General features: G+C 72.7%; 21 protein-coding genes. 10 read left to right on the plus strand and 11 right to left on the minus strand.

The window, feature by feature from the left end; translation table 11 throughout:
• Nucleotides 1-85 precede the first annotated feature (85 nt).
• Both ACIPPM_RS26175 and ACIPPM_RS26180 read left to right on the plus strand, forming a co-directional pair.
• Nucleotides 86-730: a TetR/AcrR family transcriptional regulator gene (locus ACIPPM_RS26175; protein ID WP_401452483.1), complete on the plus strand. Its 645-nt coding sequence runs from the start codon at nt 86-88 to the stop codon at nt 728-730.
• 181 nt (nt 731-911) lie between these two features.
• Nucleotides 912-2,450 carry an MFS transporter gene (locus ACIPPM_RS26180; RefSeq protein ID WP_401452168.1) on the plus strand — a complete coding sequence of 513 codons (1,539 nt, stop codon included), beginning with the start codon at nt 912-914 and terminating at the stop codon, nt 2,448-2,450.
• A gap of 21 nt (nt 2,451-2,471) precedes the next feature.
• Here ACIPPM_RS26180 and ACIPPM_RS26185 read toward each other — a convergent pair whose 3' ends face one another.
• Nucleotides 2,472-2,993 carry a MarR family winged helix-turn-helix transcriptional regulator gene (locus ACIPPM_RS26185; RefSeq protein ID WP_401452170.1) on the minus strand — a complete coding sequence of 174 codons (522 nt, stop codon included), beginning with the start codon at nt 2,991-2,993 and terminating at the stop codon, nt 2,472-2,474.
• A 114-nt stretch (nt 2,994-3,107) separates the two neighbouring features.
• Between ACIPPM_RS26185 and ACIPPM_RS26190 the strand changes: the two genes are divergently transcribed.
• A complete protein-coding gene (locus ACIPPM_RS26190; protein ID WP_401452172.1) occupies nt 3,108-3,896 on the plus strand; it encodes a dioxygenase in 789 nt (262 codons plus the stop codon).
• Nucleotides 3,897-3,922: 26 nt separating this feature from the next.
• Here ACIPPM_RS26190 and ACIPPM_RS26195 read toward each other — a convergent pair whose 3' ends face one another.
• Nucleotides 3,923-4,450 (minus strand): GNAT family N-acetyltransferase, encoded by a 528-nt coding sequence (locus ACIPPM_RS26195; RefSeq protein WP_401452174.1) that lies wholly within the window; start codon nt 4,448-4,450, stop codon nt 3,923-3,925.
• A gap of 191 nt (nt 4,451-4,641) precedes the next feature.
• Between ACIPPM_RS26195 and ACIPPM_RS26200 the strand changes: the two genes are divergently transcribed.
• Both ACIPPM_RS26200 and ACIPPM_RS26205 read left to right on the plus strand, forming a co-directional pair.
• Nucleotides 4,642-5,670 carry an RNA polymerase sigma factor RpoD/SigA gene (locus tag ACIPPM_RS26200; RefSeq protein ID WP_401452175.1) on the plus strand — a complete coding sequence of 343 codons (1,029 nt, stop codon included), beginning with the start codon at nt 4,642-4,644 and terminating at the stop codon, nt 5,668-5,670.
• Between the two features lie 621 nt (nt 5,671-6,291).
• Nucleotides 6,292-6,909 carry a TetR/AcrR family transcriptional regulator gene (locus ACIPPM_RS26205; RefSeq protein ID WP_401452485.1) on the plus strand — a complete coding sequence of 206 codons (618 nt, stop codon included), beginning with the start codon at nt 6,292-6,294 and terminating at the stop codon, nt 6,907-6,909.
• Nucleotides 6,910-6,933: 24 nt separating this feature from the next.
• Here ACIPPM_RS26205 and ACIPPM_RS26210 read toward each other — a convergent pair whose 3' ends face one another.
• Nucleotides 6,934-7,902 (minus strand): helix-turn-helix transcriptional regulator, encoded by a 969-nt coding sequence (locus tag ACIPPM_RS26210; protein ID WP_401452176.1) that lies wholly within the window; start codon nt 7,900-7,902, stop codon nt 6,934-6,936.
• Between the two features lie 63 nt (nt 7,903-7,965).
• On the opposite strand from ACIPPM_RS26210, the gene ACIPPM_RS26215 reads away from it, so the two are divergent.
• The 4 genes from ACIPPM_RS26215 to ACIPPM_RS26230 all read left to right on the plus strand — a co-directional run bounded on the left by ACIPPM_RS26215 (nt 7,966) and on the right by ACIPPM_RS26230 (nt 13,477).
• Nucleotides 7,966-9,456, plus strand: a complete 1,491-nt coding sequence (locus ACIPPM_RS26215) for an MFS transporter (RefSeq protein ID WP_401452178.1) — start codon at nt 7,966-7,968, stop codon at nt 9,454-9,456.
• A 145-nt stretch (nt 9,457-9,601) separates the two neighbouring features.
• Complete coding sequence (locus tag ACIPPM_RS26220) at nt 9,602-10,363, plus strand: DeoR/GlpR family DNA-binding transcription regulator (RefSeq protein ID WP_401452180.1); 762 nt, start codon at nt 9,602-9,604, stop codon at nt 10,361-10,363.
• On the plus strand, nt 10,360-11,307 hold the full coding sequence (gene pfkB / locus ACIPPM_RS26225) for a 1-phosphofructokinase (protein ID WP_401452182.1): 948 nt from the start codon (nt 10,360-10,362) through the stop codon (nt 11,305-11,307). Before ACIPPM_RS26220 ends, pfkB begins: the two co-directional genes overlap by 4 nt.
• Nucleotides 11,308-11,395: 88 nt before the next feature.
• Nucleotides 11,396-13,477 carry a fructose-specific PTS transporter subunit EIIC gene (locus tag ACIPPM_RS26230; protein WP_401452184.1) on the plus strand — a complete coding sequence of 694 codons (2,082 nt, stop codon included), beginning with the start codon at nt 11,396-11,398 and terminating at the stop codon, nt 13,475-13,477.
• Between the two features lie 82 nt (nt 13,478-13,559).
• Here ACIPPM_RS26230 and ACIPPM_RS26235 read toward each other — a convergent pair whose 3' ends face one another.
• Nucleotides 13,560-14,306: a DUF6227 family protein gene (locus ACIPPM_RS26235; RefSeq protein ID WP_401452186.1), complete on the minus strand. Its 747-nt coding sequence runs from the start codon at nt 14,304-14,306 to the stop codon at nt 13,560-13,562.
• Between the two features lie 185 nt (nt 14,307-14,491).
• Nucleotides 14,492-15,520 carry a P1 family peptidase gene (locus ACIPPM_RS26240; protein WP_401452188.1) on the minus strand — a complete coding sequence of 343 codons (1,029 nt, stop codon included), beginning with the start codon at nt 15,518-15,520 and terminating at the stop codon, nt 14,492-14,494.
• A 152-nt stretch (nt 15,521-15,672) separates the two neighbouring features.
• On the opposite strand from ACIPPM_RS26240, the gene ACIPPM_RS26245 reads away from it, so the two are divergent.
• The gene (locus ACIPPM_RS26245) at nt 15,673-15,849 is read left to right on the plus strand and encodes a hypothetical protein (protein ID WP_086695572.1); all 177 of its coding nucleotides are present in this window, start codon (nt 15,673-15,675) and stop codon (nt 15,847-15,849) included.
• A gap of 5 nt (nt 15,850-15,854) precedes the next feature.
• Here the strand turns inward: ACIPPM_RS26245 and mscL are convergent, their stop codons facing one another.
• The 6 genes from mscL to ACIPPM_RS26275 form a co-directional block, all read right to left on the minus strand.
• Nucleotides 15,855-16,382 (minus strand): large conductance mechanosensitive channel protein MscL, encoded by a 528-nt coding sequence (gene mscL / locus ACIPPM_RS26250; protein ID WP_401452190.1) that lies wholly within the window; start codon nt 16,380-16,382, stop codon nt 15,855-15,857.
• 120 nt (nt 16,383-16,502) lie between these two features.
• Nucleotides 16,503-17,123: an RcpC/CpaB family pilus assembly protein gene (locus ACIPPM_RS26255; protein ID WP_401452192.1), complete on the minus strand. Its 621-nt coding sequence runs from the start codon at nt 17,121-17,123 to the stop codon at nt 16,503-16,505.
• 200 nt (nt 17,124-17,323) lie between these two features.
• A complete protein-coding gene (locus ACIPPM_RS26260; RefSeq protein ID WP_401452194.1) occupies nt 17,324-18,157 on the minus strand; it encodes an S-methyl-5'-thioadenosine phosphorylase in 834 nt (277 codons plus the stop codon).
• A gap of 108 nt (nt 18,158-18,265) precedes the next feature.
• Nucleotides 18,266-18,574: an FmdB family zinc ribbon protein gene (locus ACIPPM_RS26265; protein WP_401452196.1), complete on the minus strand. Its 309-nt coding sequence runs from the start codon at nt 18,572-18,574 to the stop codon at nt 18,266-18,268.
• A gap of 67 nt (nt 18,575-18,641) precedes the next feature.
• Nucleotides 18,642-19,931, minus strand: a complete 1,290-nt coding sequence (locus ACIPPM_RS26270; protein ID WP_401452198.1) for an MFS transporter — start codon at nt 19,929-19,931, stop codon at nt 18,642-18,644.
• Between the two features lie 220 nt (nt 19,932-20,151).
• Nucleotides 20,152-21,660 (minus strand): potassium/proton antiporter, encoded by a 1,509-nt coding sequence (locus ACIPPM_RS26275; RefSeq protein WP_401452487.1) that lies wholly within the window; start codon nt 21,658-21,660, stop codon nt 20,152-20,154.
• Nucleotides 21,661-21,720 lie beyond the last annotated feature (60 nt).

The following is a 21,720-nucleotide window of genomic DNA, read 5'->3' on the forward strand; positions in this document are numbered from 1 at the left end:
GAAACGGGGAGCATCTCCCCGGATCGACGGACGATCACCGTCCTCCGTTCCGACCCGTACAGATGGGGAGCCCGCCGTGTCCGCCGTGCGCACCGCACCCTCCGCCCGCAGGGCGTCGCCCCGGCCCCGTGCCGACGCGCTCCGCAACCGGGAGCGGATCATCACCGCCGCACGGGAGATGTTCGTCGAGCACGGCCCCCAGGTGCCGCTGGACGAGATCGCCCGCCGCGCGGGCGTCGGCAACGCCACCCTGTACCGCAACTTTCCCGACCGGGACGCCCTGGTCCGGGAGGTCCTGTGCTCCGTCATGGACCGTACGGCCGAGGCCGCGACGTGCGCCCTGGCCGAGACCGGCGACGCCTTCGCCGCACTGGAGCGCTTCGTGCACACCGCCGCTGACGAGCGGATCGGGGCGCTGTGCCCGATGGTCTCCAACGGCTTCGACCACCACCATCCCGACCTGGAGGCGGCCCGCGAGCGGGGAGAGGCCCTGATCGCCGAGGTCATGGACCGCGCCAAGGCGGCCGGGCAGCTCCGTACCGACGTCGGTGTCGGTGACCTGATGCTCGCCGCCGCGCAGCTCGGCCGGCCCCCGGCCGGTACGGCGTGCCTCGCCACCGACCGGTTCGTCCACCGCCATCTCCAGCTCTTCCTCGACGGGCTGCGGGCCCCGGCCCGCTCCGTCCTGCCCGGTACGGCCGTGACCATGGAGGATCTCCGCCAGTCCTGACCTGACCGACCCAGACCAGCCGCTCCGCCGGGCCCGCGCCCCGGAGCCACCCGAAAGCCACCCGGCCGCCGACGAGGGCGAGCCGGTGGGGCCCCGCACGCCCTGTGCGCGTACGCGACGCCGTACGACCGTGCCCCGCATGTCCGACACGTCCGACCGAAGTCCCGAACGGGGTACCCCCATGTCCGAAACAGTCACCAGGCCGCCCGCGGCCGTCGCGCCCGGCGGCGACGCCAACCGCTGGAAGGCGCTCGTCTTCATCGCGCTGGCCCAGCTGATGGTCGTCCTCGACGCCACCATCGTGAACATCGCGCTGCCCTCCGCCCAGCAGGACCTGGGCATATCCGACGGCAACCGGCAGTGGGTCGTCACCGCCTACGCCCTCGCCTTCGGCGGTCTGCTGCTCTTCGGCGGCCGCATCGCCGACCTGTGGGGTCGCAAGCGCGCCTTCCTGCTCGGCCTGGCCGGTTTCGCCGCGGCCTCCGCGCTCGGCGGCGCCGCCACCACCGGCGTGATGATGTTCGGCGCCCGCGCCCTCCAGGGTGTCTTCGGCGCCCTGCTCGCCCCGGCCGCGCTCTCCCTGCTGGCCGTGATGTTCACCGACGCCAAGGAGCGCGCCAAGGCGTTCGGCATCTACGGCGCCATCGCGGGCGGCGGCGGCGCCGTCGGCCTGATCCTCGGCGGCTTCCTCACCGAGTACCTCGACTGGCGCTGGACCTTCTTCGTCAACGTGCCCTTCGCCATCGTGGCCGCGGCCGGTGCCTGGTTCGTGATCCGGGAGCCCGAGGGCGGCCGCAACCGCTCGCCGCTCGACATCCCCGGCGTGTTCCTGTCCACGCTCGGCCTGGTCGCCCTGGTGTACGGCTTCACCCGCGCCGAGTCCGACGGCTGGAGCGACGCGCTCACCATCTCGATGTTCGTCGCCTCCGTGGTGCTGCTGCTGGCGTTCGTGCTGGTCGAGCAGCGGGTCAAGGCGCCGCTGCTGCCGCTGCGCGTGGTCGCCGACCGCAGCCGGGGCGGTATCTACCTCTCGCTGGGCCTCGCCATCATCGGCATGTTCGGCCTGTTCCTCTTCCTGACCTACTACCTCCAGATCGTGAAGGGCTACTCCCCGGTCAAGACCGGCTTCGCGTTCCTGCCGATGGTCGCGGGCATGATCACCGGCTCCACCCAGATCGGCGCCCGTCTGATGATCCGGGTCCCGGCCCGGCTGCTGATGGGTCCCGGCTTCGCGCTCGCCGCGCTCGGCATGCTGCTCCTGACCCAGCTGGAGGTCGGCTCCTCCTACGCGGCGCTGCTGCTGCCCGCGATGGTGCTGCTCGGCCTCGGCATGGGTACGGCGTTCATGCCCGCGATGTCGCTGGCGACCCAGGGCGTCGAGCCCCGGGACGCCGGTGTCGCCTCCGCGATGGTCAACACCTCGCAGCAGGTCGGCGGCGCGATCGGCACCGCCCTGCTGAACACCATCGCCGCGTCCGCGACCACCTCGTACGTCAAGGACCACATCGCGTCCGCGACCGCGGTGCCCCAGCAGCAGCTGGTCAAGCTGCAGGCCATGGTGCACGGGTACAGCTCGGCCATCTGGTTCGCCGTCGGCATCCTGGCGGTCGCCTCGCTGATCGCGTTCACCATGGTCAACGCCGGTAAGCCGGGTGCCGTGAAGATGGCCTCCGGCGACGGCGTCGAGGACGAGATCCCGGTGCCGGTGGTCGCGCACTAGCGCACCGACCCGTGCGGCGGCTCAGCGGAGCCAGGGCAGGTCCGCACCCGCCTCGCTCGGCTGAAGGCCCTCGGCGACGATCTCCATGATCTCGCCGAGGGCCTTCTGCTGTGCGGGGCTCAGCCGCTCGAACAGCGCCTGCCGCACGGCGGTGACATGGCCCGGCGCGGTGCGGCGCAGCACCTCGGCACCCTCCTCGGTGAGCACCGCGAACTGGCCGCGCTTGTCCGAGGGGCAGTCCTCGCGGCGCACCCAGCCGCTCTTCTCCAGCCGGGCGACGGCGTGCGAGAGCCGGGAGCGGGTGATCTTCGACTTCCGGGCCAGCTCGGTCATCCGCAGTCTTCGGCGCGGTGCCTCGGCGAGGCCGACGAGCAGCCCGTAGTAGATGTGCGGCATGCCCGCGTCGCGCTGGAGCTGCCGGTCTAGGTGGTCCTCCAGCAGGGTGGTCGCGTGGAGGTACGCCCGCCAGACCCGCTGCTCCTCGTCGGTGAGCCAGCGGTGTCCGGGTTCCGGCGCCGTTGCCGGGGTGGATGCCGAGTTCATGTCTCCCACTGTACGAGCCACCTTCTTGAAACTTGAACTAGTCGGGCGTAATCTGACCGAGTAATGCTTGAGAGTTAAAGCAAAGCTGCGCGCCCCGTCGTGGAAGGAGCCGTCATGACCGACACCGCCGAGCACTCCGCTCCGGACCGCATGCCCGCCCTCTATCTCAGTCATGGCGCCCCGCCGCTCGCCGACGACCCCGTCTGGCCCGGCCAGCTCGCCGCCTGGTCCGCCGGGCTGCCCCGCCCCAAGGCGATCCTGATGGTCTCCGCCCACTGGGAAGAGGCCCCCCTCGCCCTCGGCGCCACGTACACCGCCCCGCTGGTGTACGACTTCTGGGGCTTCCCCGAGCACTACTACCGCGTACGCTACGACGCCCCCGGCGCCCCCGGACTGGCCGATTCCGTACGCAAGCTGCTGCGCGCCCCCGGCGTCCCCGTCCAGGACGTGCCCGACCGGGGCCTGGACCACGGCGCCTACGTCCCGCTCGTCGAGATGTTCCCCGAGGCCGACATCCCGGTCCTCCAGATCTCCCTGCCCACCCTCGACCCGACCCGCCTGATGGATCTCGGCCGGAAGCTCGCGCCGCTGCGTGACGAGGGTGTGCTGATCGTCGGCTCCGGGTTCTTCACCCACAACCTGGCCGCGCTCCGGCACCGCGAGGGGGTGCCGGGCTGGTCCACCGAGTTCGACGACTGGGGCCGGGCCGCGCTGGACGCCGGTGACTGGGACGCGCTGCTGGACTTCGAGACCAAGGCCCCCGCCGGGAAGCTCGCCCACCCCCGCACCGAACATTTCGCGCCACTGTTCGTCACGCTCGGCGCGGCCGGCGCGGACGCGCACCGGTCGGTCATCGACGGCTTCTGGATGGGGCTGGCCAAGCGGTCGGTCCAGTTCGGCTGACATTCGGCCGAAACCGGCCCCGCGGCTCAGTCGGCCGTCAGGTCCTTCTGGTACCAGGCCACGTCCCAGTACCGCCCGAACTTGCGGCCGACCTCGCCGAACGTGCCCAGGTGCCGGAAGCCGAAGCGCTCGTGCAGCCGGGTCGACGCCTCGTTGGGTTGCGTGATCCCGGCGTAGGCGCGGTGCACGTCCTCCTCGGCCAGCGCCGTGAAGAGGGCTCCGTAGAGGAGGCTGCCCACGCCCCGGCCGGTCGCGTCCGGGGCCAGGTAGACCGAGGTCTCCACCGAGGTGGCATACGCGGCCTTCGGGCGGTGCGGGCCGGAGGTGGCGTACCCCAGGATCTCCGCCGACCCGGCGTCCGTGGCAACCAACAGGCGGTGCGGGCCGTCTTCCGGGTGGGAGAGCAGCCACGGGCGGCGCTCCATCGGGGTGAGAACCGCCGTGTCGAATGTGATCGCCGTCTCACGGACGTAGTGGTTGTACAGCGTCGTGAGGGCGTCCAGATCGGCCTCGGAACCCGGCCTGACCTGCACCTCTGTACGGCTGGACGGCATCGCACCTCCCTGCGTGGCCCGACAGGGTACTGCATGATCAGAAAAATCGGGGGGCGGGTTGGGAATTCTGTCCGGATTCCAGTCGTTGTTTCCCACGGATGCAGGGCACCCGAGGAGAGTCCCGAGGGAGGGTCCGGAGTGCCGAGCGTTCGCCAGGACCACCTGCCAGCCACCACCGCAAGGGAGCACGCATGGCAACCCGCGCCGTCGCCCGTCGTAAGTCCGCCAATGGGGGCACCTCCCAGGCTCCGGGCTCTGGGGGACAGACGGCCGACTCGACAAGCAGCGTCCGCGTGCGCGGCGGCGAGATCGCCGACCGCGACCTGGTCGGCATGTACCTCGAAGAGATCGCGCGTACGCCCCTGCTCGACGCCGCCAAGGAGGTCGAGCTGTCCCAGACGATCGAGGCGGGCGTGTTCGCGCGTCAGGTCCTCGACGGCCAGGAGGAGACCATCGCCGAGGCTTCCCGCGAGGAGCTTCAGGTGCTGTTCGACGAGAGCGAGCGGGCCAAGGACGTCTTCATCCGCTCCAACCTCCGTCTGGTCGTGGCCGTGGCCCGGCGCTACCCGCGCAGCGGCCTGCCCCTGCTCGACCTCATCCAGGAGGGGAACGCGGGCCTGGTGCGCGCGGTGGAGAAGTTCGACTACCGCAAGGGCTTCAAGTTCTCCACGTACGCGACCTGGTGGATCCGCCAGGCCATCACCCGCTCCATAGCCGACCAGTCCCGCACCATCCGGCTCCCCGTCCACCTGGTGGAGGAGCTGGGCCGTATCCGCCGCGTCCAGCGCGAGTTCAACCGGGAGCACGGCCGGGACCCGGAGCCGACCGAGATCGCCGCCGAGCTGGCCTCCACCCCGGAGCGGGTGACGGACGTGCTCGACTGGTCCCGTGACCCGGTCTCGCTGAACATGCCGGTGGACGATGAGGGCGAGACCCAGTTCGGCGACCTGCTGGAGGACACCTCCGCGGTCTCCCCCGAGCAGTCGGTGCTGAGCCTGCTGCGCCGCGAGGAGCTGGACGACCTGATCGGCCGCCTGGACGAGCGCACCGCCTCGATCATCAAGATGCGGTACGGCATCGAGGACGGCCGCGAGCGGACCCTCACCGAGGTCGGCAAGGAGCACGGACTGACCCGCGAGCGCATCCGCCAGATCGAGAAGCACGCACTGCTGGAACTGAAGAAGCTGGCCCGCGACACGGGGTTCGACGCGGCGGCGTAGGACCCCCGGGGGGAGTGGGCGTGCGGTGGGCGTACCTCGCCGCACGGTACGGTCGGCGCCGGGTGAATGAGCGGCACCCGGTGCGCGACCGGCTCGTCCGGGGGCGTGCGAGTGGCGGAAGACGGCGCGAACATGGCGCGGTCCCGTCGCTTCAACGCCTCGGGGCCGGGGAACAACCCTTGCGGGCCCGGGAGTAGACGCTCCGGGGGCCGCACTCCCACCGTGTTTCGCAGTCGTACGGTCGCGGCGTCCCCACCGCCGCGGTCGCTCCACCGGACCGCCGCCCGACAGCCGGGCGGCCACCGACCAGTTCCGACGTCACACCCCCCCCGACGTCGGGACTTCCGGCCGGGCCCCGGCGCCACCCCCCCCGGCGCCGGGGCCCGGCGTCTTTCTGCTGGTGGGAGCCCGGGTGCGGACATGGCACAGCGGGCCACCCCGCACCTGAACCACGGGGTGACCCGCCGAATGGCAGATTCTGCCACAGGGGCATAGCCTGCCGAGGTGAGCACCTCCCGTACCACCCGTAACACCGGCAACACCGGCACCACCGCCCGAAGGCGTTCCTTTCCGGCCTCCCCGGCGGTCTCCCTCACCGAACGCCGCAAGGCCGAGACCCGCATGGAGATCGCCCGCGCCGCCGCGACCCTCTTCGTCCGGCAGGGCCTGCGGGCCACCCGCGCCGAGGACATCGCCCACGCGGCGGGCATCGCACCGCGCACCTTCTACCGCTACTTCGCCTCCAAGGAGGAGGCGGTGGCCCCGCTGTACGCGACCGGCGCCCAGCTCTGGACCGAGGCCGTCCGCGCGGCCCCGGACCACCTCACCCTCCCCGAGGCACTCCGGCACGCCGTCGACCGCACCCTCGCCCCTGGTGTCGGCGTCTCCGCGTCCGCCTGGGAATGGGCCCGCACCCTCATCCGCATGGCGCACACCAGCCCGGCCCTGCGCAAGGTCTGGGCGGAGGTCTGCCAGGCGTCGGAGACGGAACTCGCGGAGGCGCTGGCGGCGCGGCTGACCCCGGCCGCCGACGATGCCGACGGCTCCGACAACGTTGCCGAGGCCGCCACCCCCCACCTCCGCTTCGCCGCCGCGGTCGCGGGCGCGGCCGTACGCGTCGCCGTGGAGACCTGGGCCCTCACCGAGGCCCCGCCCACCGGCCCGGCGGGCCCCGCCGCACTGGCCGTCGGCAACCTGGTGGCCCTGGGCGACTTCGCCTGGGAGGCCCCTCAGGGCTGAGGGACCGCCCGGAGCGGTCGTTCCTCAGGGCTGAGGGACCGCCCGGAGCAGCCGCTCCCCCAACTCCCGTACGGTCTCGGCCAGGACGTCGGGAGCCCGCACCGTGAACTCGTGCCCCGTCATCGCCAGCCGGACCGCCAGCCACTGAGCCGGGTCGCCGGTGGTGCCGTGCAGCAGGCAGTGGTCGGGGCCGTCCGGTTCGGGGGTGCCGAACCAGTGGGGGAGGCGGGCGGCGACCTGCTCGGCCGGGGCCGCGAAGCGGACGGTGAACTCCCAGGTCTCGTTGCGGCCCCGGATCGAGCGGCGCAGGTACTCCGCCGCGTCGCCGGTGGGGAGTTCCCGCGGGGTGAAGCGGGCGCCGGTGGCGAAGGGCTCCCCGACCCGGTCCACCCGGAAGGTGCGCCAGTCCTCCCGGTCGAGGTCGTAGGCGACGAGGTACCAGCGCCGCCCGGTGGACACCAGCCGGTGCGGCTCGGTCAGGCGGCGCGAGTCGCTGCCGTCCCCGGCGCGGTAGGCGAACCGGAGCCGCTCGTGACCGGCGATGGTGGATGCCATCACGGTCAGCGTCTCCGGCGCGATGGTCGGGCCGTCGCCGCTGGTCAGCGGGGTGGTCGCGGCCTGGAGCGTGGCCACCTGGCGGCGCAGCCGGGCCGGGAGCACCTGCTCCAGCTTGGCCAGCGCCCGCACCGAAGCCTCGTCTACCCCCTCCACCGCGTGCCCGGCACCCGCGCGCAGCCCGACCGCGATGGCGACGGCCTCCTCGTCGTCCAGCACCAGCGGCGGCATTGCCTTGCCCGCGACCAGCCGGTACCCGCCCTCCGCGCCCTTGCTGGCCTGCACCGGATAGCCCAGCTCACGCAGCCGGTCGATGTCGCGCCGGACCGTACGCCGGGACACCCCGAGGCGGCCGGCCAGCTCGCCGCCGGGCCATTCGCGCGGAGTCTGGAGGAGGGACAGGAGCGTCAGCAGCCGAGCCGGGGTGTCCGTCGTCATGCGCCCGAGCATGCCGCACATCTAGGTCATGTTCTGTCCTACTGGGTCACTAGCGTGGAGTACATGACCTCAACGGAACAGACCTCCGGCGCGGACCGGCGCCGCTGGATCGCGCTCGCCATCGTGATGACCGCGGCCTTCATGGACCTCGTCGACGTGACGATCGTGAACATAGCCATCCCCTCCATCCAGCGGGACGAGGGCGCCTCCTTCGGCCAGATCCAGTGGATCACCGCGGGGTACGCGCTGGCGTTCGCGGCCGGTCTCATCACCGGCGGGCGGCTCGGCGACATCCACGGCCGCAGGCGGCTGTTCCTGCTCGGCGTCGGCGGCTTCACCCTCGCCTCGGCGCTGTGCGGCTTCGCCGTCGACCCGGCGATGCTGGTCGCGGCCCGCGTCCTGCAGGGCGCGATGGCCGCGATGATGGTCCCGCAGGTGCTGTCCATCGTGCACGCCACCTTCCCCGCCCATGAGCGCGGCAAGGTGTTCGGCCTGTTCGGCGGGGTCGTCGGCCTCGGCGCGGTCTCCGGCCCGCTGCTCGGCGCCCTGCTCACCGAGTGGAACCTGTTCGGCCTGGAGTGGCGGCCCATCTTCCTGATCAACCTGCCCGTCGGCATCGCCGCCGTACTGCTCGGCCGCCGCTACATCACCGAGTCCCGCGCGCCCCGCGCCCTCAAGCTGGACCTCGTCGGCGTCGCCCTGGTCACCCTGGGTCTGCTGATGCTGCTCTACCCGCTCACCCGGGGCCGCGAGCTGGGCTGGCCGCTCTGGGGACACCTGATGATGGCGGGCTCGCTGCCCGTCTTCGCCGCGCTGGTCTGGTACGAGCGGCGCAAGGCGGCCCGTGACGGCTCCCCGCTGGTCGAGCTGTCCCTGTTCCGGGTGCGCAGCTTCGCCGCCGGGATCGCGGTGCAGACCGTGTTCGGGGTCGCGCTCGGTGTCTTCTTCCTGGTCTGGACGCTGTACATGCAGATCGGCCTCGGCTGGAGCGTGCTGCGCGCCGGGCTGACCGGGGTGCCCTTCTCGCTGGCGGTGTCGACGGCCGCAGCGCTGTCGGTGCAGTTCCTCGTGCCGCGCTTCGGCCGCAAGGTGCTCCAGGCCGGTGCCCTGACGATGGGGCTCGGCGTGCTCCTCTACATCTGGGAGTCCGACCGGTACGGCACGGCCATCGCCTCCTGGCAGATGGCGCTCCCGCTGGTCGTGATGGGCCTCGGCATGGGCCTGATCGTGGCTCCGCTGACCGACGCGATCCTGTCCGAGGTGCCGCGCGAGCACGCCGGTTCGGCCTCCGGCCTGCTCAACACCGTGCAGCAGATGGGCAACGCGCTCGGGCTCGGCCTGGTGTCCGTCGTCTTCTTCGGGCAGATCGCCGACCGGCTGGCTCCGGCGCAGGTCGGCCCGGCCTTCGTGAACGCCTTCCAGCACGCGCTGTGGTGGGTGGCCGGGGTCATGGGCCTGATCTTCCTGCTGATGGCGGCGCTCCCGAAGCGTCCGGCACAGCAGGTGGAGGGCGGGGGCGAGCCGGTGGAGGAGCGGGAGCTGCTGCACGTCTGAGAGTGCGACCTGCTGAAGGTCCGTTCATGTCCGAATGAAGCCCGAACCCGTTTACTTTCCGGAAACTCGGGCGTAGCCTCGCAGTGAAACCACACGTTCGGGCATGAGCCGGGGCGGTGGACGAAGGCTGCGGAGGCAGGCGGACATGTACGGACCGGAGCGCCAGCAGGAGATCCTCCGGCTCGCCCGTGACGGCGGCCGGGTGGACGTGCTGTCGCTGGCCGAGGTGTTCCAGGTGACGGCGGAGACCATCCGCCGCGACCTGAAGACCCTCGACCGCGCGGGCCTGCTCCGCCGGGTGCACGGCGGCGCCATCCCGGCCGGCCGCCTCGACTTCGAGCCCGACCTCACCGAGCGCGAGTCCACCGCCGCCGACGAGAAGGACCGCATCGCCAAGGCGGCCCTCGCGGAACTCCCCGTCGACGGCACGGTCATCCTCGACGCGGGCACCACCGTGGCTCGGCTGGCCGCCGCGATCCCGCTGGAGGCGACGCTCACCGCCGTCACCCACAGCCTGCCGATCGCCGCCCGCCTCGCCGACCACCCCGGCCTCCAGCTCCACCTGGTCGGCGGCCGCGTCCGCACCCGCACCCGCGCCGCCGTCGACGCCTGGGCCCTGCGCGCCTACGGCGAGATCCGCGCCGACGTGGCCTTCGTCGCCGCCAACGGCTTCTCCGCCGAGCACGGTCTGACCACCCCCGACCTCGCCGAGGCCGCCGTCAAGCGCGCGGCCGTCGCCGCCGCCCGCCGGGTCGTCCTGCTCGCCGACTCCGCCAAGCACGGCCAGGAGCACTTCGCCCGCTTCGGCGACCTCGGCGACGTGGACGTGCTGATCACCGACAGCGGGCTCAGCCCCGAAGACGCGGCCGTCATCGAGCGCGGCGGCACGGAAGTAGTACGCGCATGATCCTCACCGTCACCCCCAACCCGTCCCTGGACCGCACCTACGAGGTCCCCGCCCTGGAGCGCGGCGAGGTCATCCGCGCCTCCGGCGAGCGCATGGACCCCGGCGGCAAGGGCGTCAACGTCTCCCGCGCGGTCGCCGCGGCGGGCCGACGGACCCTGGCGGTGCTGCCCCTCGGCGGCGCGCCCGGCGCCCTCATCGCCGAACTGCTCGACGCGCAGGGCATCGAGGTCGCCCCCGTGCCCGTCGCCGGGGCCACCCGCTCCAACATCGCGCTCGCGGAGGCGGACGGCGTCCTGACGAAGATCAACGCGCCCGGCCCGGAACTGACCGCCGCCGAGGAGGAGTCGCTCCTCGACACGGTGCGCACCCACTCGGCCGACGCCGACTGGATCGCCTGCTGCGGCAGCCTCCCGCTGGGCCTCGCCCCGTCCTGGTACGCCGATGTCGTCGCCCGCGCCCACTCCGGCGGCGCCCGTATCGCCCTGGACACCTCGGGACCGGCCCTGCTCCAGGCGCTGCGCGCCCGGCCCGACGTGGTCAAGCCCAACGCCGAGGAACTGTCCGCCGCCGTCGGCCGCCCGCTGGCCACCGTGGGCGACGCGGTGAAGGCCGCCGAGGAGCTGCGGGCGATGGGCGCCCGCGCGGTGCTGGCCAGCCTGGGCGCCGACGGGCAGCTGCTGGTGCAGGACGAGGGCGCCTGGTTCGGCACCGCCCGCGTGGCCGCCGTCCGCAGCAACGTCGGCGCGGGGGACTCCTCCCTCGCCGGGTTCCTGATCGCCGGGGGCAGCGGGCCCGAGGCCCTCGCCTCCGCCGTGGCGCACGGAGCGGCCGCCGTCCAACTGCCGGGCAGCGTGATGCCGACGCCCGCCGATCTGGACCTGGCCTCGGTCACGGTCACCTCGGACGTACCGGTCGACCGGGTGCTCACGGAGCCGGTGTCATGAACGGCCTGCCCGCCAACCCCTTTTCCCCTCACATCCCCGTCACGCCCGACCTGTGCGGCAGGGCGATACGCGAGCAAAGGAGCCCGCGATGAGCGAGATGATCACCGCGGACCTGGTCGACCTCGACCTGTCCGCCGAGAGCAAGGAAGCGGCGGCGCGTGCCCTCGCCGAACGCATGGTCGGCCAGGGGCGGGTGACCGACCTGGACGGCTTCCTCGCCGACGTGGCCGCCCGTGAGGCCCAGATGCCGACCGGTCTCGACGGCGGCATCGGCATCCCGCACTGCCGCAGCGAGCACGTCACCGAGCCGACGCTCGCCTTCGGGCGCAGCGCCGCCGGGATCGACTTCGGCGCGCCGGACGGCCCGGCCGACCTGATCTTCCTGATCGCGGCCCCGGCCGGGGCCGACGACGCCCACCTCACGATCCTCTCCTCGCTGGCCCGCCAGCTGATGAACTCCGAGTTCACCGACGCGCTGCGGGCGGTCTCCGACGCCGACACGGCGGCGGCGCTGGTCCGGGGAGACGTGACTCCGGCGGAGGCCGCGGCGGGCGCGACGGCCGGGGAGACCATGGACACCGCCGCGGCGCCTGCGGCGGCCTCCGCAGGCGCCGCGGCGGGCAGTACGACCCCGGAGACCCCCGAGCCCGAGGCCCCGGCCGAGCGTCCGTTCCGTATCGTCGCCGTCACCTCCTGCCCCACCGGCATCGCCCACACGTACATGGCCGCCGAGTCGCTGGAGAAGGCGGGCCGCGAGGCGGGCGTCGAGGTGACCGTGGAGACGCAGGGCTCGACGGGCTTCACCCGGCTCGACCCGGCGGTGATCGAGGCGGCGGACGGTGTGGTCTTCGCCCACGACGTGCCGGTGCGCGACAAGGACCGCTTCGCGGGCAAGCCCACCGTGGACGTCGGCGTGAAGGCGGGCATCAACCGCCCCGCCGCACTCATCTCCGAGGTCCGCGCCAAGGCGGAACGCGGCGAGCGGACCGCCCCGGCGGGCGCGGCCACCACCCCCGTGGACCGCGCGGGCGACTCCACCGAGGGCTACGGCACCAAGCTCCGCAAGTGGCTGATGTCCGGCGTCAGTTACATGGTGCCGTTCGTCGCCGCGGGCGGTCTGCTCATCGCCGTGGGCTTCGCCATCGGCGGCTGGACGGTGAACAAGGCGCCCTCCGTCATGGACCACTTCGTGTGGACCCAGGCGGACAGCTGGGGCGCGCTGCTGTTCCAGATCGGCGGCATGGCGTTCAACTTCCTCGTCCCGGTGCTCGCCGGATACATCGCCTACGGCATGGCCGACCGGCCCGGCCTCGTGCCCGGCTTCGTCGGCGGCGCGATCTCGCTCAGCATCAACGCGGGCTTCCTCGGCGGCCTCGCGGCCGGTCTGATCGCCGGTGGCGTGGTGCTGGCGATCCAGCGGGTGAACATACCGGCGGCGCTGCGCGGCATCATGCCGGTGGTGGTGATCCCGCTGATCTCCTCGGCGGTCGTCGGCTTCCTGATGTTCGTGGTGATCGGCAAGCCGATCGCCGCCGCGCAGAAGGGCATGACCGACTGGCTGAACGGCCTCACCGGCACCAACGCCGTCCTGCTCGGCGCGCTCCTCGGCCTGATGATGTGCTTCGACCTGGGCGGCCCGGTCAACAAGGTGGCGTACACCTTCGCCACCGCCGGCATCGCCGTCGCCAGCCCCAGTGACTCCGCGATGAAGATCATGGCCGCGGTGATGGCCGCCGGAATGGTCCCGCCGCTGGCGATGGCCCTGGCCACGACGGTGCGCGGCAAGCTCTTCACCCCGGCCGAGCGGGAGAACGGCAAGGCCGCCTGGGTACTGGGCGCCTCCTTCATCTCCGAGGGCGCCATCCCGTTCGCCGCGGCCGACCCGCTGCGGGTCATCCCGTCCGCGATGGCGGGCGGCGCGGTCACCGGCGCGCTGTCGATGATGTTCGACGCCACGCTGCGCGCCCCGCACGGCGGCATCTTCGTGGTCCCGCTGATCGGCAACCCGTTCCTCTACCTCATCGCCATCGCCGCGGGCGTCTGCGTCAGCACCGCGCTGGTGGTCGTCCTCAAGGGCATGCGCAAGCCCGCCCAGGGCACCCCGGCCGCCGGTTCGGCGGAGGGCGCGGCGGCGGGGGAGAAGGGGAACAAGCAGCCGGTGGCCGCCTGAGATCCTCGGCCCTGATGTGCCCTGATGTGCCCTGGTGTCCCCCCGGCGAACCCGCCGGGGGGAAACCGTGCGTCAGGGGCCGTCAGCCGTGCCGGGCCGCGCGATGCTCCATGGCGTCACGGGCCGCGTCCACGGTGGTGTACACCTCGCACATGTGGCGGCCGTCCGGGGTGGCGGTGTGCTCGACCTCCCACAGGGAGATCTCCCGGCCGTCCCGCAGCAGGAACGCGTGCTCGTACAACGCGAAGCTCACCCCGGCCCGCGCGGTCCGGCCGGGGCGGCCGAACGCCTGGGTGATCTCGTGCCCCGCAGCCGTCTCCAGCAGCGCCGCCAGCTCCGCGCCGGGGCCGTCCGGGTTCTCCGCCCGGCGCAGCAACCTACGGGCGTGGTCGGGGGAGTTGTCCTCCACATACGCGTGCCGGGGCTCGGGCACCGCCCCCAGCTCGGTCAGCACCGGCAGCTCGAAGTCCGAGGTGTCGTACGGCAGCGCCAGCCGGGCCGAGGCGGTGTGCAGCTCCTCCTCGTCGAGGTACACCTCGTGCTGCGCCTCCGCGCCCGGCGCGGTGTTGTGCGCCAGCTCCCACAGGGTGACCGCCGAGCCGTCCGCGAGCAGCCAGGTGTGCCGGTACGTCTCCCGGTGCAGGCCCGCGCTGTGGTGCGCGGAGTGCAGCGAACTGTCGTGCGCCAGCGCGCAGTCCAGCTCTCTGAGCACCTCGTCGGGCAGCTCGAACGAGTTCAGGGCACGGCCGAGCAGTCGCGCGAGGTGCTCCTCCGGAGACTCGGGCGACTCGGCGGACTCGTACTCCGCCGTCTCGTACGGAACGCTCAAGGTGTCTCCCGGCGTCGCTGCATGTCACCTGGTGGGTGCATACCGTAGCCCCTCGGTCGGACATCGTGTCCGGGAACCGAGAAACGTACTGAAGTAAACGCGGGCCGTGGCCGGAGAGTTCCCGATCGGCGGCCGAAATGCCTTAGCAGTCAAGGCTTTTCCACCCCCTTACGCCTCTTCCTCCCCTACCTCCCCCCGTACAACTCCTCGTACGACGGCCACGCCCCGCCCGGCACCGACACCGGCTGCGCGGCGCGTACGGCGCGGGTGACGGCGCGGGTCACCAGGTCCGCGCCGACGGCCAGGATCTCGTTCAGCGCGGTCGGCGCGGCGTCCAGCAGGCGGGCTCCGGTGGCCAGGGCGAACACCGTGTCGCCGTCGTGCAGCAGGTGCACGGGGCGGACGGCACGCGCGATGCCGTCGTGCGAGGTGCCCGCCAGCTTCTGCGCCTGCGCCTTGGAGAGGTCCGCGTCGGTGGCCACCACCGCGAGCGTGGTGTTCAGCGGGGGCGGCGCGTTCCGCGCGGCGACCTCGGCCAGCCACCGTCGTGCGGCCTCCCGCACCTCCGGCGCCGGATACGCCACCGGCCCGTCGAACAACTCCCCGTACAGCACGCCCGTTTCGGCGTCCAGCACGGACCCGGCGGAGTTCACCACCACCAGCGCGCCCACGGTGACCCCCGATTCGAGCACCGCGCTCGCCGTACCCACCCCGCCCTTGAGGCACCCCGCGACCGCCCCGGTCCCGGCCCCCACGGACCCCTCACCGACCGGCGCCCCCGGCGCGCTCGCGGCAGCCGCCTCCACCGCGGCCCGCCCCAGCTCCGCGCCGGGACGGGCCCTGAAGTCCCCACCGCGCCCCAGATCGAAGAGACAGGCCGCCGGAACGACCGGCACCACATGCCCCGCCTCGGGCCCCACCCGCACCCCCCGGCCCCGCTCCTCCAGCCACGCCATCACCCCGGACGCCGCGTCCAGCCCGTAGGCGCTGCCCCCGGCGAGCACGACCGCGTCCACTTTCCGCACGACATTGCGCGGGTCCAGCGCGTCGGTCTCCTTGGTGCCGGGGCCACCGCCCCGCACATCCACGGCGGCCACGGCCCCGCCCTCCGGCGCGAGCACCACGCTCACCCCGCTGAGCCACCCGTCGCCCCACCGCCCCGCATGCCCGACCCGAACCCCACCTACATCCGTCAACGCGCCAGCCGTCGTCATACGGGCAGTCTCGCCCACCGCCCCGGTCGGCCGACGGCGGCCGTGCGCGGAGTCTCCGTCCGGCAGGAGCCGCCCGGCTCGGGGCCCGGGCCGAAGCAGTGGCGGAATTCGTGGATCAACGGACTCCAGGCGGCGGACCGTACCCTGGAGGCATGAGTGACGCCCCCGCACCCGAGCCGCGCGACCCCAAGGCCGCGCTCGTCTTCGACGACCCGCTGAACCAGCAGTCCTCGGACGACACCGACCGGGGGTGGGGCGAGCGTCCTGCCGGGGACAGCGCCGCGGACCTCAGGCGCTTCCTCGACGAGAAGCCGCCCCACCACCTCTGAACGGTCTAGCGCACGTCCGGCCCGGCCGGGCGCTGCTGCTTGACCACGCCGTCCACGGTGCCGGTGCGCTGGGAGATGAGCAGGTCGCGGATGTCCTGGAGGACCTCCAGCTCGGTGACGGGGTTCGGCTCCGGCTCGGACTTGCCCGTGCGGGCCTGCTTGCGGGCCTCCTGCCGGGCCAGGTACTTCGACATCGGCATGACCATCAGGAAGTACACGACCGCCGCGGTGATCAGGAAGTTCAGCGCCGCCCCGGCCACCGAGCCCCAGAGGATCTCCACGCCGTCCGAGCCCGGCTTGCAGGAGCCCTTCACACAGACGCTGTAGTGGTCCAGGTTCTTCGTGCCGATCGCGCCGACCAGCGGGTTGATGACGCCCTTCACCACCGCGGTCACGATGCTGGTGAAGGCGGCACCGATGACCACCGCGACCGCCAGGTCGATGACGTTGCCACGCATCAGGAAGGCCTTGAAGCCGTCCAGGATGCTGACCGCTTCCTTCTTCGCGTTCACCTCGGTGAGTCTCCTCGTCATGTACACAGACTGGGGAACAGAGCGTTCCGCAACCTATGCCAAGGTGCGGCCACCCTGTCCAATCCCGTCGCTCGATCGAGCGACTTGACCGCATGCCTGCGGCCCTGTGGCCGACACGGCTCACCACAGCGTCACCGCCAGCCTGGCCATGGGATTCGCGCCCACCAGCCGCGCCGCCGTGGCCCGCGGCACCGCCAGTACGACGAGTGCCCCGTCGGCCGCGTCAGTGACGCTTCCCTCACCCGTGCCCGCACCCGCCGCCGACGCGTCCCCGCTGGCCCGCTCCAGCGGCTCCGGCAGCCGGACCACCCGCGCCCCACGCGCCAGCACCCGCGCCGCGCCGCCACCCGCCGAGCGCTCCTCGGCCGCGACCACGTCCACCCGGTCGCCGGGGCGCAGCAGCCGCACTGCGGCCGCGTCGGCGATACGGACCGGGGCCCGGACCAGCTCGCCCGGCCCGTGCCGCCGTACCGGATCGGCGGCCGGGTGTCCTCGGGGCCGCTCGGCGGGCGGGGTGGTGCCGGACAGGGAGCGGGGACCGGCCGCGACCAGCGCCGCCGCCGTCACGGCCAGCCCCGCCGCGACCGCCCGGCCCCGGTGCCGCGCCAGCCGCCCCGCTTGGCGGCCGCCGCCCCGCACCCGCACGGGTGGGAAGGAAGGGACCTCACGGGTGGCCGGGGCGTCGGTTCCCAGCGGACGTGGCACACGGAAAGCGGGGACGGTGTTCGGGTTCACGGACATGTGGATCACCACCTGCGACGAGGGGAACGGCTTGCGGTCCCCACGATGACCCGTCCCGCCCGACCCCGCCGGAGCCTGTGGACCACCGACCGGTTGTGGAAAACTCCGTCACCCGGACGAGGAAACCCGCACCGCGGTACCCCGCCGCACCCGCCGCATCCACCTCACCCGCCGCACCCGCCGCACCCGCCACACCCGCCTCACGGCAGCGCGATCCCCGGGTCCATCCCCCCGAGCGCGTTCACGCACAGACAGTCCCGCTCTCCCGTGGCGGGCAGCGCGGCCACCGCGTCGAAGAGCACGCCCCGCAGCCGGTCCACGTTGGCCGCGAAGACCCGCAGCACCTCGTCGTGGGACACGCCCTCGCCGGTCTCCGCACCCGCGTCGAGGTCGGTGACCAGGGTCAACGAGGTGTAGCAGAGCTCCAGCTCACGGGCGAGCGCCGCCTCGGGATGCCCGGTCATGCCCACCACCGACCAGCCCTGCGCCTGATGCCACAGCGACTCGGCGCGGGTGGAGAAGCGTGGCCCCTCCACCACGACCAGCGTGCCGCCGTCGACCGGGGTCCAGTCCCGCGCCCGGGCCGCCTTCAGCGCGATGCTCCGCCCGGTCGGGCAGTACGGGTCGGCCAGCGACACATGCACCACGTTGGGCATCGTGCCGTCCGGCAGCGGGAGTCCGTCGAAGAAGGTCTGCTGCCGCGCCTTGGTGCGGTCGACCATCTGGTCCGGCACCAGTAGCGTGCCCGGCCCGTACTCCGGCCGCAGCCCGCCCACCGCGCACGGCCCGAGAACCTGGCGGACGCCCAGCGAACGCAGCGCCCACAGGTTGGCCCGGTAGTTGATGCGGTGCGGCGGAAGGTGATGACCGCGTCCGTGCCGGGGCAGGAAGGCCACCCGGCGCCCCGCGACCTCGCCCACGAAGACGGAGTCGGAGGGCGCCCCGTAAGGGGTGTCCACCCGGACCTCGGTCACGTCGTCCAGGAACGAGTAGAAGCCCGAGCCGCCGATTACGCCGATCTCTGCGTTCGCCATGCCCAGCACCCTAACGGCCCCCCGGAACCGGTCACCAAGGACACCTGCGCGCACCCATGCCGAAGACCCCGCCGTCGGATGACGGCAGGGTCCGGGAAAGCAGGGGGCTCAGGCGGCGGAGCCGGCCGAGGACGACGTCGAAGAAGACGACGACGAAGACGAGGTGGACGACGAAGACGACGACTTCGAGTCCGAGGACGACGAGGACGGCTTCGCGGCCGGGCTGCTGCTCGACGACGCACCGCGTGAATCGTTGCGGTAGAAGCCGGAGCCCTTGAAGACAATGCCGACCGCGGAGAACACCTTCTTCAAGGGGCCACCGCAGCTGGGGCACTCGGTCAGGGCGTCGTCGGTGAACTTCTGCACCGCCTCGAGGCCCTCGCCGCAGTCCTTGCACTGGTACTGGTAGGTCGGCACTGTCTTCCTCCTGGCACTCTCACTCAGTGAGTGCTAACGATGCTCCATAGTGACGCATTCCCGTGGATCAGTCCACCGTGACCGGCTCGCGGTGACCGACGCCACGCGCCACGGTCCGGTTCCGGCTCCGCGCCACCAGCAGGGAACGCAGGGCGAGGATCGTCGCCAGCGCCGGTACGGTCCCGGCCATCGGGACCAGGAACCCGGCGCCGTCCCACAGCCGGTCCTCCCATTGTCCCGCGACCGTGACGGCGGCCGCCTGCCCCAGCGCCACCGCGCCGGTCAGCCAGGTGAACGCCTCCGTCCGGGCGCCCACCGGAACCAGGTCCTCGACCAGGGTGTACCCCGTGATCAGGGCGGGCGCGATGCACATGCCGACCAGCAGGCCCAGACCGGCCAGCAGCGGCACCGAGTGCACCGTCCACAGCGCGGACGTGGTCAGCGCGAGCGCCGCGTAGCCCACCACGAGCCTGCGCCGGGGCGACGACTTCCAGGCGACCGCGCCGCAGACCACCCCGGAGAGCATGTTCCCGGCGGCGAAGACGCCATAGAGGACGCCGTTCAGACCGGGCTCGCCGATCGACTCGGTGAACGCGGCCAGCGACACCTGCATCCCGCCGAAGACCGCGCCGATGCCGAGGAACGTCACGATCAGCACCCGTACGCCGGGCACCCGGAGGGCGGACACGCGCGCGTGCGCCTCCTCGCCGGGCTCCGCGTCGTGCCCGACGGTCGGCTGCGAACCCCGCTGGGCGGCGAACAGCAGACCGCCGACCAGGGTCAGCGCGGCCTCCGTGACCAGTCCGGCCCAGGGGGTGACGGCGGTGCACAGGGCGGTCGCCAGCAGCGGGCCGACGACGAAGGTCAGCTCGTCCGTGACCGACTCGAAGGCCGCCGCCGTGCTCATCAGCGGTGACCCCTTCAGCCGCGCGCCCCAGCGGGCCCGCACCATCGGGCCGACCTGCGGGACCGAGGCGCCGGTCGGCACGGCCGCGACGAACAGCGCCCACAGAGGGGCGTGCGCCAGCGCGAGCGCGGTCAGGGTGAGCCCCGCCGCCGCGTGCACGACGACACCGGGCACCAGCACGGTCCGCTGGCCGTAGCGGTCCGCGAGACGGCCGCTGTAGGGCGCGAACAGGGCCATGGAGACCCCGGTGACGGCCGCCGCGGCCCCGGCGGCGCCGTACGAGCCGGTGGTGTGCCGCACCAGCAGCACGATGGAGATGGTGAGCATGGCGAACGGCTGGCGTGCCGCGAAGCCGGGGACCAGGAAGGTCCACGCGCCCTTGGTGCGCAGCAGTTGCCCGTAACCCGGGCGGGACGGCGCCGACTGCTCGGTGGTGACCGTGGATGCCACGGCCCGTGCCTCTCTTCCGCCTGGTAGCGCGCCCGTGCGGGGGCACCGAGAGCCGTCCTCTTGCGCGCGGAACTGCGGTAGATACCGGTGGAAGTGCTGAGGTCCGGCCGCCATACGGTCGCGCCAGCTCTGCGTCAGACGAATCGGACAGAGTTGGTTCGATCAGATGCCTTGATCGTACAGGCGGCCCCCGCCGCCGAGCCTGTGAGAACCAGCACCCTCAGTGCCGGTGCTCCTTACCGCCGCCCGTGCCGAGCCAGTCGGCCAGCTTGCCGCCCTGGGTGATGGCGCGCAGCCGGCGCTCGGCCTGGTCGCGGACCGGGTCGGTGGCGACCACCAGCAGTTCGTCCCCGTGCCGCAGCACGGTCGTGGGGGAGGGGACGAAGGACTTGCCGTCGCGGACGACCAGCGTGACGGCGGCGCCCGGCGGCAGCCGCAGCTCGCCGACCTCCACGCCGTGCATCCGGGAGTCGTCCGGGATGGTGAGCGAGAGCAGATGGCCGCGCAGCCGCTCCAGCGGCGCCGACTCGATGCCGAGGTCGGATGCCGCGCCCTCCTCGCCGAGCCGCAGCTTGCGGGCCAGCCAGGGCAGGGTCGGGCCCTGGACCAGGGTGTAGACGACGACCAGCACGAAGACGATGTTGAACAGACGGCGGCTGCCCTCGACCCCGCTCACCATGGGGATGGTCGCCAGGATGATGGGGACCGCGCCGCGCAGCCCGGCCCAGGACATCAGCGCCTGTTCCTGCCACGGCACCCGGAACGGGGTCAGGCTCAGCACCACGCTCAGCGGACGGGCCGCCATGGTCAGCACCAGTCCGATGATCAGCGCGGGCACCACGTCGTCGCCCAGCTCGTGCGGGGTCACCAGCAGGCCGAGCAGGACGAACATGCCGATCTGCGCTATCCAGCCCAGCCCCTCCGCGAACCCGCGCGTGGCGGGCCAGTGCGGCAGCTTGGCGTTGCCCAGCACCATCGACGCCAGATAGACGGCGAGGAAGCCACTGCCGTGGGCCAGGGCGCCCGCCGCGTACGCGGTGACGGCGATGGCCATGACGGCGATCGGGTAGAGACCGGAGGCCGGAAGGGCGACGTGCCGGAGCCCCCAGGAGCCGATGAAGCCCACCGCGAGACCCAGGGCGGCGCCGATGGCCAGCTCCAGCACGATCTCGGCCAGCAGGATGTACCAGTGCTCCACCGGGCCCGCCTGGCAGAAGGCGACGACCAGGATGACCACCGGGGCGTCGTTGAAGCCGGACTCCGCCTCCAGCGTGCCGGTCACTCGCGAGGGGAGCGGGATCTTGCGCAGCACGGAGAACACGGCCGCCGCGTCGGTCGAGGAGACCACCGCGCCGATGATGAACGCCTGCCGCCACTCCAGCCCGACCAGATAGTGCGCGCCCGCGGCCGTCGCGCCGACGCTGACCGCGACGCCCACCGTCGCCAGCACGGAGGCGGACGGCAATACGGGCCGTACCTCCTTCCACTTCGTGCCGAGGCCGCCCTCGGCGAGGATCACGACCAGGGCCGCGTACCCGATGACCTGCGTCATCTCGGCGTTGTCGAAGTGGATGTTCCCGATGCCGTCGGAGCCCATGAGGACGCCGATCCCCAGGTAGACGAGCAGGCTGGGGAGCCCGCTGCGTGAGGAGATCCGCACGGCCGCGACCGCGACCAGGAGGACCAGCGAGCAGGCGAACAGGAGCTGGTTGAGGTGGTGGACAGTCAGCGGCGCATCCCTTCATCGGCCCGCGCGGGGCGCACGTGGGCTCGCGTACACAAGACATCG

This window comes from Streptomyces sp. NPDC090119 (assembly GCF_044747085.1).
Lineage (GTDB): Bacteria > Actinomycetota > Actinomycetes > Streptomycetales > Streptomycetaceae > Streptomyces.